14 protein-coding genes are annotated in these 12,527 nt (G+C 68.3%); 9 read left to right on the top strand and 5 right to left on the bottom strand.

Translation table 11 applies throughout. From position 1 onward, the window contains the following. Position 1 precedes the first annotated feature (1 nt). Both LX88_RS37900 and LX88_RS37895 read right to left on the bottom strand, forming a co-directional pair. Positions 2-409, bottom strand: a complete 408-nt coding sequence (locus LX88_RS37900; RefSeq protein WP_258952580.1) for a hypothetical protein — start codon at positions 407-409, stop codon at positions 2-4. Then, positions 406-984, bottom strand: coding sequence for a DJ-1/PfpI family protein (locus tag LX88_RS37895; protein WP_258952579.1), 579 nt, complete (start codon positions 982-984; stop codon positions 406-408). Before LX88_RS37895 ends, LX88_RS37900 begins: the two co-directional genes overlap by 4 nt. Before the next feature lie 105 nt (positions 985-1,089). Between LX88_RS37895 and LX88_RS37890 the strand changes: the two genes are divergently transcribed. Beyond that, on the top strand, positions 1,090-2,016 hold the full coding sequence (locus LX88_RS37890) for a GlxA family transcriptional regulator (protein ID WP_258952578.1): 927 nt from the start codon (positions 1,090-1,092) through the stop codon (positions 2,014-2,016). Here LX88_RS37890 and LX88_RS37885 read toward each other — a convergent pair. Next, positions 2,013-2,549 (bottom strand): NUDIX domain-containing protein, encoded by a 537-nt coding sequence (locus LX88_RS37885; RefSeq protein WP_211335355.1) that lies wholly within the window; start codon positions 2,547-2,549, stop codon positions 2,013-2,015. The two genes, LX88_RS37890 and LX88_RS37885, sit on opposite strands and share 4 nt — an antisense overlap. Positions 2,550-2,603: 54 nt before the next feature. Between LX88_RS37885 and nucS the strand changes: the two genes are divergently transcribed. Beyond that, entirely contained in the window at positions 2,604-3,263 is a 660-nt protein-coding gene (nucS, locus tag LX88_RS37880; protein ID WP_258952577.1) for an endonuclease NucS, read from the top strand. A gap of 54 nt (positions 3,264-3,317) precedes the next feature. On the opposite strand, the gene LX88_RS37875 is transcribed toward nucS, so the two are convergent. Further along, positions 3,318-3,668: a hypothetical protein gene (locus LX88_RS37875; protein WP_258952576.1), complete on the bottom strand. Its 351-nt coding sequence runs from the start codon at positions 3,666-3,668 to the stop codon at positions 3,318-3,320. Between the two features lie 192 nt (positions 3,669-3,860). Here LX88_RS37875 and LX88_RS37870 point away from each other — a divergent pair, with 192 nt between their 5' ends. The 4 genes from LX88_RS37870 (at position 3,861) to LX88_RS37855 (ending at position 8,635) form a co-directional block, all read left to right on the top strand. Further along, complete coding sequence (locus LX88_RS37870; RefSeq protein ID WP_258952575.1) at positions 3,861-5,552, top strand: sodium:solute symporter family protein; 1,692 nt, start codon at positions 3,861-3,863, stop codon at positions 5,550-5,552. An 11-nt stretch (positions 5,553-5,563) separates the two neighbouring features. Continuing rightward, positions 5,564-5,800: a hypothetical protein gene (locus LX88_RS37865; RefSeq protein ID WP_258952574.1), complete on the top strand. Its 237-nt coding sequence runs from the start codon at positions 5,564-5,566 to the stop codon at positions 5,798-5,800. Positions 5,801-6,027: 227 nt separating this feature from the next. After that, complete coding sequence (locus LX88_RS37860) at positions 6,028-7,041, top strand: DUF3558 domain-containing protein (protein ID WP_258952573.1); 1,014 nt, start codon at positions 6,028-6,030, stop codon at positions 7,039-7,041. Positions 7,042-7,129: 88 nt separating this feature from the next. Then, positions 7,130-8,635 (top strand): aldehyde dehydrogenase family protein, encoded by a 1,506-nt coding sequence (locus LX88_RS37855; protein ID WP_258952572.1) that lies wholly within the window; start codon positions 7,130-7,132, stop codon positions 8,633-8,635. 28 nt (positions 8,636-8,663) lie between these two features. On the opposite strand, the gene LX88_RS37850 is transcribed toward LX88_RS37855, so the two are convergent. After that, positions 8,664-9,656 (bottom strand): ABC transporter substrate-binding protein, encoded by a 993-nt coding sequence (locus tag LX88_RS37850; RefSeq protein ID WP_258952571.1) that lies wholly within the window; start codon positions 9,654-9,656, stop codon positions 8,664-8,666. A 144-nt stretch (positions 9,657-9,800) separates the two neighbouring features. Here LX88_RS37850 and dhaK point away from each other — a divergent pair, with 144 nt between their 5' ends. From dhaK to dhaM, 3 genes are read left to right on the top strand one after another with little or no spacing between them, the layout of a single operon-like run. After that, on the top strand, positions 9,801-10,793 hold the full coding sequence (gene dhaK, locus LX88_RS37845) for a dihydroxyacetone kinase subunit DhaK (protein WP_258952570.1): 993 nt from the start codon (positions 9,801-9,803) through the stop codon (positions 10,791-10,793). A gap of 1 nt (position 10,794) precedes the next feature. Beyond that, positions 10,795-11,421 (top strand): dihydroxyacetone kinase subunit DhaL, encoded by a 627-nt coding sequence (gene dhaL / locus LX88_RS37840; RefSeq protein WP_258952569.1) that lies wholly within the window; start codon positions 10,795-10,797, stop codon positions 11,419-11,421. Continuing rightward, positions 11,418-12,125, top strand: coding sequence for a dihydroxyacetone kinase phosphoryl donor subunit DhaM (dhaM, locus tag LX88_RS37835; protein ID WP_258952568.1), 708 nt, complete (start codon positions 11,418-11,420; stop codon positions 12,123-12,125). The genes dhaL and dhaM overlap by 4 nt, the downstream gene beginning before the upstream one ends. The last annotated feature ends 402 nt before the right edge of the window (positions 12,126-12,527 follow it).

Raw genomic sequence — 12,527 nt, 5'->3', positions numbered from 1 at the left:
TCTAGGCACCGGTCGTCGAGCCCGGCCGGAGGATCATCAGCACCGTCACGGTCGCCCACAACAGGTTGAAGACGCCCGTGTACATGGCCAGGTGCCTGACGTCCTTGGTCCTGATGGCCTTCTCCTGGCCGGGAAGGATTTTCAGGGCGAGCACGAACGCGGCGGCGGTGGTGAGCGCGATCGACACGATCACCCAGGGGTGGCCGGTCACGCCCATCACGCCGGCCGTCGCGAAGCCGAAGACCGGCACCGAGATGCCGATGAGCGCGTAGACGCGGCAGATCCGGTGCAGCAGTTCGGGATTGCCGGCCGTGGTCACGGCCTTCGGGAACATGCTGGCGGCGACGGTGACCGGGCCGATCGCGATGATGGCGGCCAGGACGTGCAGCGAGAGGAAGAACTTGCTCACGCCGCGCTCCACACCGTGCCACGGCGTTCGTGGGCGAACAGCGTCTCGACCTCCAGGGCCTGCTGGGCGCCGACCTCGCGTTCGACGAGGTAGAGACCCAGGTCGACGCCGGAGGTGACACCGGCGGCGGTGACCAGGTCGCCGTCGTCGACGATGCGGGCGCGGACGGCGTTCACCCCCATCGACTCCAGCGCGTGCAGACCGAGGTGGTTCGTGGTGGCGTTGCGGCCTTTGATCAGGCCGGCGATGCCCAGCAGCAGCGATCCTCCGCACACGGTGGCGATGATCGCCTTCGAGTCTCTGAGCACGGGCCCGAGTGTGGCTGCCGCCGCACTGAGCAGGGCGAACACCTCGTCCTCCTGCATGGCCGCCGCACCGGGCACGACGATGATGCCGGCGCCGGGATCGAGCCGGGCGGTCGCGTCGAGGGACAGCAGGTTCATCCCGGCGGGAACCTTGCGCGGTCCCTCCACCGCCACCAGTTCGGCCGGGATCCCGCCCGCGATCAGCGTTTCGTACGGGCTGATCACGTCCAGCGGGTCGAAACCGTCGAACAACACCACTTGGGCCTTCACTGCGTCTCCTCGCGTCGGTGATCAAACCGTAGGAGGGCCGGAACCCGTCGAGAACTGGCTGGAATGCCATGTTCCAACGGATTCTCGCCAGCTACGGTGGAGGACGTGCACCAGGTGGCAGTGGTAGCGATGGACAGCGTCGTCCCGTTCGACTTCGCGACGCCGGTCGACGCGTTCAACTGGGTCGGGCGGTACCGCGTGCGGGTCTGCGGTCCGAAGAGGACTGTCGACGCGGGCTGTTTCGAGATCAAGCTCCCGTACGGCTTGGAGTTGCTGTCCGAAGTGGACACGATCGTCCTTCCCGGCCACGACCCGGACATGGTCGTCCCGAAGCCGTTGGTCGACGCGCTGCGGCAGGCGGCGGCGAGGGGCGCGCGGATCGCGTCGATCTGCACCGGGGCGTTCGTGTTCGCGGCGACCGGTCTGCTCGACGGGTTGCGGGTGACCACGCACTGGCTGGGAGCCGAGGAGCTGGCGGCGCGGTTTCCGGCGCTGGAGGTCGACCCGGACGTGCTCTACGTCGACAACGGGCAGTTCCTCACGTCCGCGGGCGCCGCGGCGGGGCTGGACCTGTGCCTGCACATGATCCGGCGCGATCACGGCTCGGCGGTGGCGGCCGACGCGGCGCGGTTCGCCGTGATGCCTTTGGAGAGAGAAGGCGGGCAGGCGCAGTTCATCGTGACACCGCCCACGGCGCCTCAAGGCGCGGAGCTCGAACCCCTGCTGTTGTGGATGGAGGCCAACGCGCCGCGGGAGCTGACGCTGGAGGACCTGGCGAAGCAGGCGGGCATGAGCACGCGGACGTTGAACCGGCGCTTCCGCGAGCAGACCGGCACGACGCCGCTCCAGTGGCTGCACCGCGCGCGGGTCCGCCAGGCGCAGCACCTGCTGGAGACGACCAGGGACCCGGTGGAGCTGATCGCGAGCCGCGTGGGCTTCGGATCGGCCACGGCGTTCCGCGACAGGTTCAAGCGGATCGCCGGAACCTCACCGCAGAGCTACCGCGCGGCTTTCCAAGGCAGCCACAACTAGGGCTGGGAGTGCTCGTGCAGCAGCAGGAGCGTGTAGGCGGCGATCGACTGGGCGTCGCTGATCTCGCCTTTGGAGATCATCGACTCGAAGTCGGCGCGCGGAAACCACGCGGACCGCATGTCCTGCTCCTCGTGCTCCCGCTCGTGGAAGCCCTCGGACAGGTTGGTCGCGAGGAACACGCGACCTCGCTGTGAGGACATGCCGGGCGCGACGTCGAGCACGCCGAGCTCGATCATCCGGCCGGCGCGCAGCCCCGTCTCCTCGCGGAGCTCGCGACGGGCCAGCTCCAGCGGGTCGGAGGCGGCGCGGTCCGGCGCGGTGCCCTGCGGGAACTCCCAGCGGCGCAGGCCGATCGGGTACCGGAACTGCTCGACGAGCCGCACGCGTTCGCCGTCGAGCGGGATGATCAGCGCGAAGTCGGGCTTGTCGACCACGCCGTAGATGCCGTTCGAACCGTCCGCGCGTTTGATCTCGTCCTCGCGAACGGTCATCCACGGGTTTGCGTACACCTGACGGGTGCCGAGGCTTTCCACGGCACGGACCGTACCTAACGCCCGGTGGTTGGACACACCCCGTAGCCTGTCGCGGTGCGTCTCGTCATCGCTCGCTGCAAGGTCGACTACGTAGGCCGACTCACCGCCCATCTGCCCATGGCGCAGCGCTTGCTGCTCATCAAGGCCGACGGCTCGGTGTCGATCCACTCCGACGACCGCGCGTACAAGCCGTTGAACTGGATGAGCCCGCCCTGCTGGCTGATCGAGGACCCGGACATCTGGACCGTGCAGAACAAGGCGGGGGAGAAGCTGATCATCACCCTCGAAGAGGTCATGCACGACTCCAAGCACGAGCTGGGCCCCGAACCGGGCCTGCAGAAGGACGGCGTCGAAGCCGACCTGCAGAAGCTCCTCGCCGAGCACGTCACGACCCTGGGCGACGGCTGGTCCCTGGTGCGCCGCGAGTTCCCGACCCCGATCGGCCCGGTCGACCTGATGTGCCGCGACTCCGGCGGCAAGTCGGTCGCCGTGGAGATCAAGCGGCGCGGTGACATCGACGGCGTCGAGCAGCTCACCCGGTACCTGGAACTGCTCAACCGCGACCCGCTGCTCGCGCCGGTGCGCGGCATCTTCGCGGCGCAGCAGATCAAGCCTCAGGCGCGAGTGCTGGCCGAAGACCGCGGGATTCGGTGCGTGGTGCTGGACTACGACGCGTTGCGCGGGATCGAGCCGGACGAGTTCCGGCTGTTCTAGGGCCCGTGGAAGAGGCCGATCGTGGCGATCGCCGCGGAGTACGGGAGAGGCATCTCAGCTCCTTGAGCTGCGGTAGTGCAGGAGCTGCATCGCTTCCTGGAGCCCGATCTCGGTCAGCTCGCGAATCCGCATGATCGCCCGGATTGCGGGCCGCTCGGCGATCGCGAGGTCGATCTCGTCACGCACGGTCTGCGGAAACGCAGCCCACTGTCGTGCGGTCTCGCATGTCCCGCAGGGTTGACTTTCGTGTGCGCGCACGCCGTGCCTCATCTCGCCGCAGCCTGGGCACGGCCAGGTCATGTACTTCAGCGAGCAGTGGTCGCACAGCACGTAGAACGCATGGTCGTCCCTGGGCGATGCCGGCATTCCGCCGCAGAAGTGGCAGACGAGGCTCGGTTCGGTCACGTGATCAGTCTCGGCTTCGGCGGCATGCCCGCGCACCCGATTTCCCTGCCTTCCGCTTTCAGCGAGCGTCCCGCGAGACCTCGTGGTTTGGTGATCATCCACACGGGGTAGGAACTCGCTCACCTGGAGTACTGTCCTCTCCTGGTCGGTTGTGTTCGACTTTGTTGAAAGTGTTGGAGGTGGGCAGTGTCGATGTCGGTGCTGGCCGAGGCGGACCTGCGGCTTGACGCGGGACCGATCGACTACGCGTTGCTCGTCATCTACTTCGCGGTGGTTCTCGGCATCGGCGTGATGGCACGACGATCCGTTTCCACCAGTCTCGACTTCCTGCTGTCCGGGCGATCGCTCCCGGCGTGGGTCACCGGGCTCGCGTTCATCTCCGCGAACCTCGGCGCGCTCGAGCTGATGGGCATGACGGCGAACGGCGCGCAGTACGGCATGGCGACCGTGCACTACTACTGGATCGGCGCCATCCCCGCGATGGTGTTCCTCGGTCTGGTGATGATGCCGTTCTACTACGGCTCGAAAGTGCGCAGTGTCCCCGAGTTCATGCGCCGCCGGTTCGGCAAGCCGGCCCACCTGGTCAACGCCATCAGCTTCGCCGTCGCGCAGATCCTGATCGCGGGCATCAACCTGTTCGCGCTCGCGGTGATCATCGACGCGCTGCTCGGGTGGCCGCTGCCGGTGTCCATCTGCGTCGCGGCGCTGGTGGTGCTCGCGTACACGACGCTCGGTGGTCTGAGTGCGGCCATCTACAACGAGGTGCTGCAGTTCTTCGTCATCGTGGCCGCGCTGGCGCCGTTGACGATCGTCGGACTGATCAAGGTCGGCGGCTGGCAGGGCATCGTCGAGAAGGTGACCGACAAGGAGCAGCTGTCCGCCTGGCCCGCGACCGAACTCACCGGCATCGACCATCCGGTGTGGAGTGTCATCGGTCTGGTGTTCGGTCTCGGCTTCGTGCTGTCGTTCGGTTACTGGACGACGAACTTCGCCGAGGTGCAGCGCGCGATGAGCGCGAAGTCGATGTCCGCGGCCAAGCGCACGCCGATCATCGGCGCGTACCCGAAGGCGTTGATCCCGGCGATCATCATCATTCCCGGCATCATCGCCGCGTTGATCGTGCCGGAGATGGCGCAGCTCAAGGCCGGCGACACGAGCAGTGGGGTGGCCTACAACGACGTGCTGCCGTTGCTGATGCGCGACCTGCTGCCCAACGGCATCCTCGGCATCGCGATCACGGGTCTGCTGGCGAGCTTCATGGCCGGTGTGGCGGCGAACGTCAGCTCGTTCAACACCGTCTTCACGTACGACCTGTGGCAGGACTACATCAAGAAGGACAAGCCGGACGAGTACTACCTGCGCATCGGGCGTCTCGCCACGGTCGGTGCGTGCGTCCTCGCGATCGGCACGGCGTTCATCGCGGCGGCGCTCGGCGGGTCCAACATCATGGACTACATCCAGGCGCTGTTCTCGTTCTTCAACGCGCCGCTGTTCGCGACGTTCATCCTCGGCATGTTCTGGAAGCGGATGACGCCAACCGCCGGGTGGGTCGGTCTGCTCGCGGGCACGTTCACCGCGATCTTCATCTACGCGATCTCGGAGCCGTCGTTCGGCATCGAGCTGCTGGAACTGCCCGGTCAGGGCGCGAGCTTCCTCGGCGCGGGTCTCGCGTTCGTGGTCGACATCGTCGTGAGCGTCGCGGTCACCATGGTCACGAGGCCCAAGCCGGACAGCGAGCTCGTCGGGCTGGTCTACAGCCTCACGCCCAAGAAGGACAGGGCGCACGCCACCACCGGTGAGGACGCGGGCTGGTACCGCTCGCCCGCCCTGCTGGGTGGCGGAGTGCTGGCCCTGACGACCGTTCTCTACTTCATCTTCGGCTGAGGGAGGCTGCCATGAGGTTGTTCGACCTGCGACTGATCATCGCTTTCCTCTTCGGCCTGTACGGCGTTGTACTGGTCGTCATCGGGCTCGGGTTCACGACCGACGAGGACCTGAAGAAGGCCGAAGGGGTCAACATCAACCTGTGGGCCGGCATCGCCATGGTGGCGCTGTCGGCGGTGTTCGCGGCGTGGGCGATGTTGCGCCCTCAGTTCGCGGACACGGACAAGCAGCCGATCAAGGAGCTATGACTGCGGACGACCAGGGTAAACAGGGTTGAAGGCCTCGATCGTCCACGCGTCGAGCCAGTTGAATGCGCGGCGGATTCGGTTTCGCACGTCTCTCCTTCTGTCGGGGTCTTCACCCAGTACAGCGCGTGGATCTTCTGAATCGTTCCCGTAGCTGTGGGTGACATGTGCCACGGGGTAACTCGGGGTACCGCCCACGAAGGCGCGCAAAGGTCGCTACCGTGCACGTCGTGCCTCGTTTTCGTGCCACCGCTGTGGTCGCCGCCGCCGCGTTGCTGATGGCCGGCTGTGCGACCGGGCCGGGTCTCGCCAAGACCAACTCGCCGCGCCGCACCGTGCAGGCGGGTGCGGACACGTCGACGTCGACCGACCCGTCGGTCAAGCAGTCCGCTCCGCCGAACAAACCGGTCGATCCGGCGTTCTCGGCGGAGCGGCTGCGCCTGGTCAACCCGTGTGCGTTGATCGAGAAGGACCTGCTGCAGACGGTCGGCACGCCGTCGAGGTACTCGAGCAGCTCCTACACGCGCTGCTCCAACTACATGAAGGACAAGACCGGCAAGACGCTGAACTTCACGCTGGACATCGGCTACTCGCTGACGTCCACCGAGCTGAAGAGGGCCACCAAGCAGATCGCGGGCCTCAAGAGCGCGGAGCAGAAGCTGAGCAACACCTCGTGCTTCATCTCGGCCGTGACGCAGGAGAGCCCGGCGCAGGCCGTGCGACTGCAGGTGAACACCGGCACCGACGGCAACGAGGCGTGCGAGCCGGGGCGCAAGGTGCTCGAAGGCGCCGTGCGCAAGCTCAAGGGCAACCCGCAGAAGTACAGCCCCCCGAAGGGCTCGCCGGTCGAGGTCGACCCGTGCGCGATCGTGGAGAAGTCGGTGCTCGCGCCGGTGCTCGGTGCCTCACCGCGGGCGCTGCCGTACGGTCTGCACCAGTGCTCGTGGACGGGGCAGAGCGCGCAGATGCAGATCGAGTTCAAGACGGCGCGCATCCCGAAGGACGGCAAGTTCGACAGCAGGTCCGTCGAGACCGATCTCGGTGGCGGGCTGAAGGGGTACCAGTCGTTCAGGGACGGCGCGTACCCCACCTGCGAGCTGGTGCTGATCCGCACGAGGGATCAGGCCGACGCGGGTGAGATCGTGGAGTTCATCGTCGCGGGCTCGAAGGAGAAGGAACTGGATCGCTGCCAGGCGGCGCAGGCGTTCGCCAAGGCGGTTCTTCCTTCACTGCCCCAGGCCTGACCGTCCCGTGCGGGACCAGGCGGGGGCTGAAAGTTCCCCGAGTACGCGTTAGTGTCGAAGTTACTGGCGAGTACCGGGAGGAGTCCTCATGACGCAGACCGCTTCGGACAGCGCGCTGTCGGCCGATGGCGAGCAGCGGCGGTTCGCATCGCTGGACCCGCGCACCGGTGAGGTCGTGGCGCACCACCCGATCCACACGGCCGCCGAGGTCGAGGACGCCGTGTCCTCGGCGCGCGAGGCCGCCGCGTGGTGGGCGGGCCTCGGCTTCGAGGGCCGCAAGACCAAGCTCGACGCGTGGCGCAGGATCCTCTCGCAGCGCTCGGACGAGTTCATCGCGTTGATCAGCTCGGAGACGGGCAAGCCCGCGGACGACTCCCGCGTGGAGGTCGCGCTGGTGATGGACCACCTGCACTGGGCCTCGCGGCAAGCCGGTCGTGTGCTGGGCAAGCGCCGGGTGTCCTCGGGCATGCTGATGTTCAACCACAGCGCGACGCTGGAGTACCGGCCGTTGGGCGTCATCGGCGTCATCGGACCGTGGAACTACCCCGCGCACACGCCGATGGGTTCCATCTCGTACGCGCTCTCCGCGGGCAACACCGTGGTGTTCAAGCCGTCGGAGTTCACGCCGGGCGTCGGCACGTTCCTCGCGTCGACGTTCACCGAGGCCGTGCCGGAGTACCCGGTGTTCCAGGTCGTCACGGGCTTCGGCGAGACGGGCGCGGCACTGGTCGCCTCGGGTGTCGACAAGATCGCGTTCACGGGGTCCACCCGGACCGGCAAGAAGGTCATGGCCGCGGCCGCGGCGTCGCTGACGCCGGTGCTGGTCGAGTGCGGTGGCAAGGACGCGCTGATCGTCGACTCGGACGCCGACCTGAACGCCGCCGCCGAGGCCGCGATCTGGGGAGCGGTGTCCAACGCCGGCCAGACCTGCGCGGGCGTGGAACGGATCTACGTGGCCGAAGAGGTCGCCGACGAGTTCACCGAGATCGTGGTGAAGCGGGCGAAGAAGCTCAAGCCGGGCGGCGAGCCGAACGCGAACCTCGGGCCGATCACGATGCCGTCGCAGGTGGAGATCATCCGCGAGCACGTGCAGGACGCGCTGGACCGCGGCGGCAAGGCGCTGGTGGGCGGGCCGGACTCGATCAGGCCGCCGTACGTCGAGCCGGTGGTGCTGGTCGACGTGCCGGAGGACTCGCTGGCGGTCACGGAGGAGACCTTCGGGCCGACCGTGGTGATCAACCGGGTGCCGAACGCGCTGGAGGGCGTGCGGCTCGCGAACCAGTCGAAGTACGGGCTGGGCGCCGCCGTGTTCTCGAAGTCGCGTGGTGAGGAACTGGCCGCCGAGCTGCGGGTCGGAATGGTGTCGGTCAACTCCGTGCTGACCTACGCGGCCATTCCCGGGCTGCCGTTCGGTGGTGTCGGCGACTCCGGGTTCGGGCGCATCCACGGTGAGGACGGGCTGCGCGAGTTCGCCTACGCCAAGGCCGTGACGAAGCTGAAGTTCAAGTCGCTGATCAACATGGCGACGTTCGACAGGCCGTCCATGGCGGGCAAGCAGATGTTGCGCCTGGCGCGGACGCTCTTCGGCCGCTGAGGCGCCGAAGAGCATCCGCTCCGGTCTGTCAGAGGCCGAGCTGCTTCTTCATGTCGTCCAGGACGACGTCCGCGGCGAGCACGCCGAGGCCGAGGAAGTAGGTCTCGTCGAGGACCGGCTTGGCCTTGCCCGCCTTGACGGCGTTCAGGCCGGTCCACAACGGGCCGCCGAGCACCGACGCCTGCGCGGTCTTGGCCGGGTCGCCGTAGGTGGAGTAGAGGATGAAGTCGCCGTCGGCCTTGCTGATCTGCTCCGCGCTGACCTCGGCGGCCAGGTCGTCCACCTGGGACGAGGTCGGCTGGCCGATCTTGGCGTCGATCAGGATCGTGCCGATGAACGACTTCTTGGCGTAGAGGCGGATGCGGCCCGGCATGAAGCGCAGGGCCGTCACCGTCGGGCGCACGCCGAGCTTCTTCTCGATGGCGTCACCGGTCTCGGTGGCCTTCTTCGTGTAGTCCTCGAGCATCTTCGCGGCGTCGGCCTGGCGGTCGAGCGCGGCCGCGTTGAGCAGGAAGTTCTCCTTCCACACGTAGCCGGGGCGCACGCTGAACACAGTCGGTGCGATCGCCGCGAGCTTCGGGTAGAGGGCCTCCGCGCGCAGCTGCGAGCCCAGGATGAGGTCCGGGTTCAGCTTGGTGATCGCTTCGAGGTTGAGGTTGTTGGTCGTGCCGACGTTCTCCGGTGTGCCGCCCTTGTCGCCGATGTAGGACGGCATGGTGGGCGAGCCGTCGGTGTAGGCGATGCCGACCGGCTTGATGCCCAGTGCGACGACGTTGTCGAGCTCGCCGGTGTCGAGCACGATCACCCGTTCGGGTTTCTTCTCGAGCTTGGTCTCACCCATCGCGTGCTTGATCGTGCGGGGGAACTCGCCGCGCTTCTGCGTCGTGCCGAAACCGCCGCTCAGTTCGTACGCCTTGCCGAAGTCCTCGCCACCTTGGGCGACGGTCGGCTTGTCCGGCGTGCTGGAGCAGGCGGTCAGGGTCAGGGCGACTGCGACGAGCAGCGCTGCTCTCTTCGACACGACGTTGTTCCTCCACTACGGAACGTGATGTTGACCTGCATTTCTTAGGGCGGCCTAACGGTACGCGGGTCCTTTGCCAGTTCCGAGTGTCAGACCCCCGGAGTAAGAAGGAACACGGCACCGACTTCTCGGGAGGGCTGTTCGATGAAGAAGATCATCAATGATCCGGAAACCGTGGTGCAGGACGCACTGCGGGGAATGCAGGCAGCCCATTCCGACCTGCTGACCGTGCACTACGACCCAGCCGTCGTCGTGCGCGCCGACGCGCCGGTGCGGGGCAAGGTCGCGATCATCTCGGGTGGAGGGTCGGGCCACGAACCGTTGCACGGCGGGTTCGTCGGGCGCGGCATGCTCGACGCGGCCTGTCCTGGCCCGGTGTTCACGTCGCCGACGTCGGACCAAGTGGTCGACGCCGTGTCGCGGACGGACGGTGGCGCGGGCGCGTTGCTGATCGTGAAGAACTACACCGGCGACGTGCTGAACTTCGAGATGGCCGCCGAGCTCGCGGAGTCGGAGGTCAGGTCCGTCGTGATCGACGACGACGTGGCGGTGAAGGACTCGCTGTACACGGCCGGGCGTCGCGGCGTCGGCGGCACGGTGCTGCTGGAGAAGATCGTGGGCGCGGCCGCTGAGCGCGGTGCCGACCTGGCTGCTTGTGAAGCGCTGTCGTTGCGCGTGATCGCGTCGGTGCGGTCGATGGGCCTCGCGCTGACCGCGTGCACGGTGCCGCACGTGGGTTCGCCGTCGTTCGAGCTGGCCGACGACGAGATGGAGCTCGGCGTCGGCATCCACGGCGAACCGGGCCGGCAGAAGGTGCACGCCGGTACCGCCGCGGAGATGGTCTCGGCGTTGCTCGAGCCGATCCTGGAAGACCTGCCGTTCGCGTCAGGTGACCGGGTGCTGCTCTTCACGAACGGGATGGGCGGGACACCTCTGCTCGAGCTGTACCTGGCGCACGGCATCGCCGAGCAGTTGCTGGCTGATCGGGGGATCACGGTGGAACGGCGGCTGGTCGGTCCGTACATCACGAGCCTGGAGATGCAGGGCATGAGTCTCACGCTGCTCCGCCTCGACGACGAGATGGTCGAGCTGTGGGACGCGCCGGTCCACACGCCCGCGCTGCGGTGGGGAGTCTGAGGTGGGTTGCACGGCAGCGGACGTCGTGGCGGCCGTGCGTGCCGCCGCGGCCGTCGTCCAGGACCACCGCGACGAACTGGTGCGCCTGGACCAGGCGATCGGCGACGCCGACCACGGCGAGAACATGAAGCGCGGCTTCACCGCCGTGCTGTCCCGTTTGGACACCGAGCCGCCCGACACACCCGGCAAGGTGCTGAAGCTGGTCGCCACGACGTTGATCTCGACGGTCGGCGGTGCGGCAGGCCCGTTGTACGGCACCGCTTTCCTGCGCGCGTCGGCCGCGGTGGGCGACGCGGCGGAGCTGGACCGCGACACGGTGGCCCGAGCCCTGCAGGCCGCGCTCGAAGGCGTGTTCGCCCGCGGCAAGGCCGTGGTGGGCGACAAGACGATGGTCGACGCCCTCACCCCGGCCGTGACGGCTGCGGCGTCCGCGGAAGGCACGGTGGCCGCCACCCTCTCCGCAGCCGCCGACGCAGCGGAAGAAGGCGCTTCCTCGACCGTGCCCATGGTGGCGCGCAAGGGCCGCGCCTCCTACCTCGGTGAGCGCAGCGCCGGCCACATGGATCCGGGCGCGAGGTCGACGGCGTTGCTGTTGCGCGCCTTCGCGGACGCGGCGGCCAAGGCATGACGGCGGCGGCGTCGGTGAGCCGAGTGGGCCTGGTGGTCGTCTCGCACAGCGCCATGCTGGCCAACGGAGTGGCGGAACTGGCCTTGCAGATGGCCCCGGACGTCGTGGTGCTCCCGGTGGGCGGCACCGAGGAAGGCGGCCTGGGCACCGACTACGGCGCGGTGGTCGAAGCACTGGCCGACGCGGACGCGGGTGCGGGCGTGGTCGTGCTCTACGACCTGGGCAGCGCCAAGATGACTGCGGAAATGGCCGTCGAGTCAGCGGACGACCCCTCCCGCTACGCCGTGGTGGACGCCCCCTTGGTGGAAGGCGCGGTAGCGGCAGCCGTAGCCGCCCAGGGAGGAGCCCCGCTGCCCGACGTGGCGAGCGCAGCCGAGGGCGCCTCGGGCGAGGCCCCGGTGTCCGCACCCACCCGTCCAGCACTGCACCTGGTGCCGGACGCCGTCTCGGCCGAAGTGCTGCTGACCAACGCGGTGGGCCTTCACGCCCGCCCGGCGGCCCTGCTGGCCCGCACCGTCGCAGAACTCGACGCCGACGTGGTGGTCCGCTACGGCGCCGAGGAGGCGAACGCGGCAAGCGTGCTGGCCCTGATGGGCCTGAGCGCGCCAGGCGGCAAGTCGATCACCGTCGTCGCGACGGGCAAGGACGCGGAGGAGGCGGTGCGGCGCATCGAGGAGCTGGCGAAGAGGGGGTTCGACGACTGACACCGCACGCCGGACGCGGGCGTGACGATCAGGCCGCGCGGTCGTTGGCGGCTTGACTGTGGCCGGTGGCGTCGTGGGGAGTTTGCGCGGCGGGAGGCTGCCGCGTGGCAAGTTGCTGTCGCGATGCCGCAGTCGCGCGACGAAGCTGCGGATAGCCGCTGCCGTCCCAGATGCGCAGCGCACATTGGGGTGGCCGGCTCGCCACATCGGGCACCGCGATTCGGCCGCCTCAGTCCGCAGGCCACCTCAGCTCGAGGCATGCCGCCTCGGTTTGTCGCGATCCAGTCTCGCCGAGGCCACCGACCCTCGCGGGCCCGCGTCGGCGAAGCCCCGCCTCCAGGCCCCCGCCTCCCCGCCCACTACTCGCCCCCGCCACCGCCCTCTTGCAGCCCGCTTTGCCGC

The organism is Lentzea californiensis (assembly GCF_024648825.1).
Lineage (GTDB): Bacteria > Actinomycetota > Actinomycetes > Mycobacteriales > Pseudonocardiaceae > Lentzea > Lentzea californiensis.
Note: the sequence above shows the minus strand (reverse complement) of the source record. Positions and strands in the feature narration are given on the sequence as shown.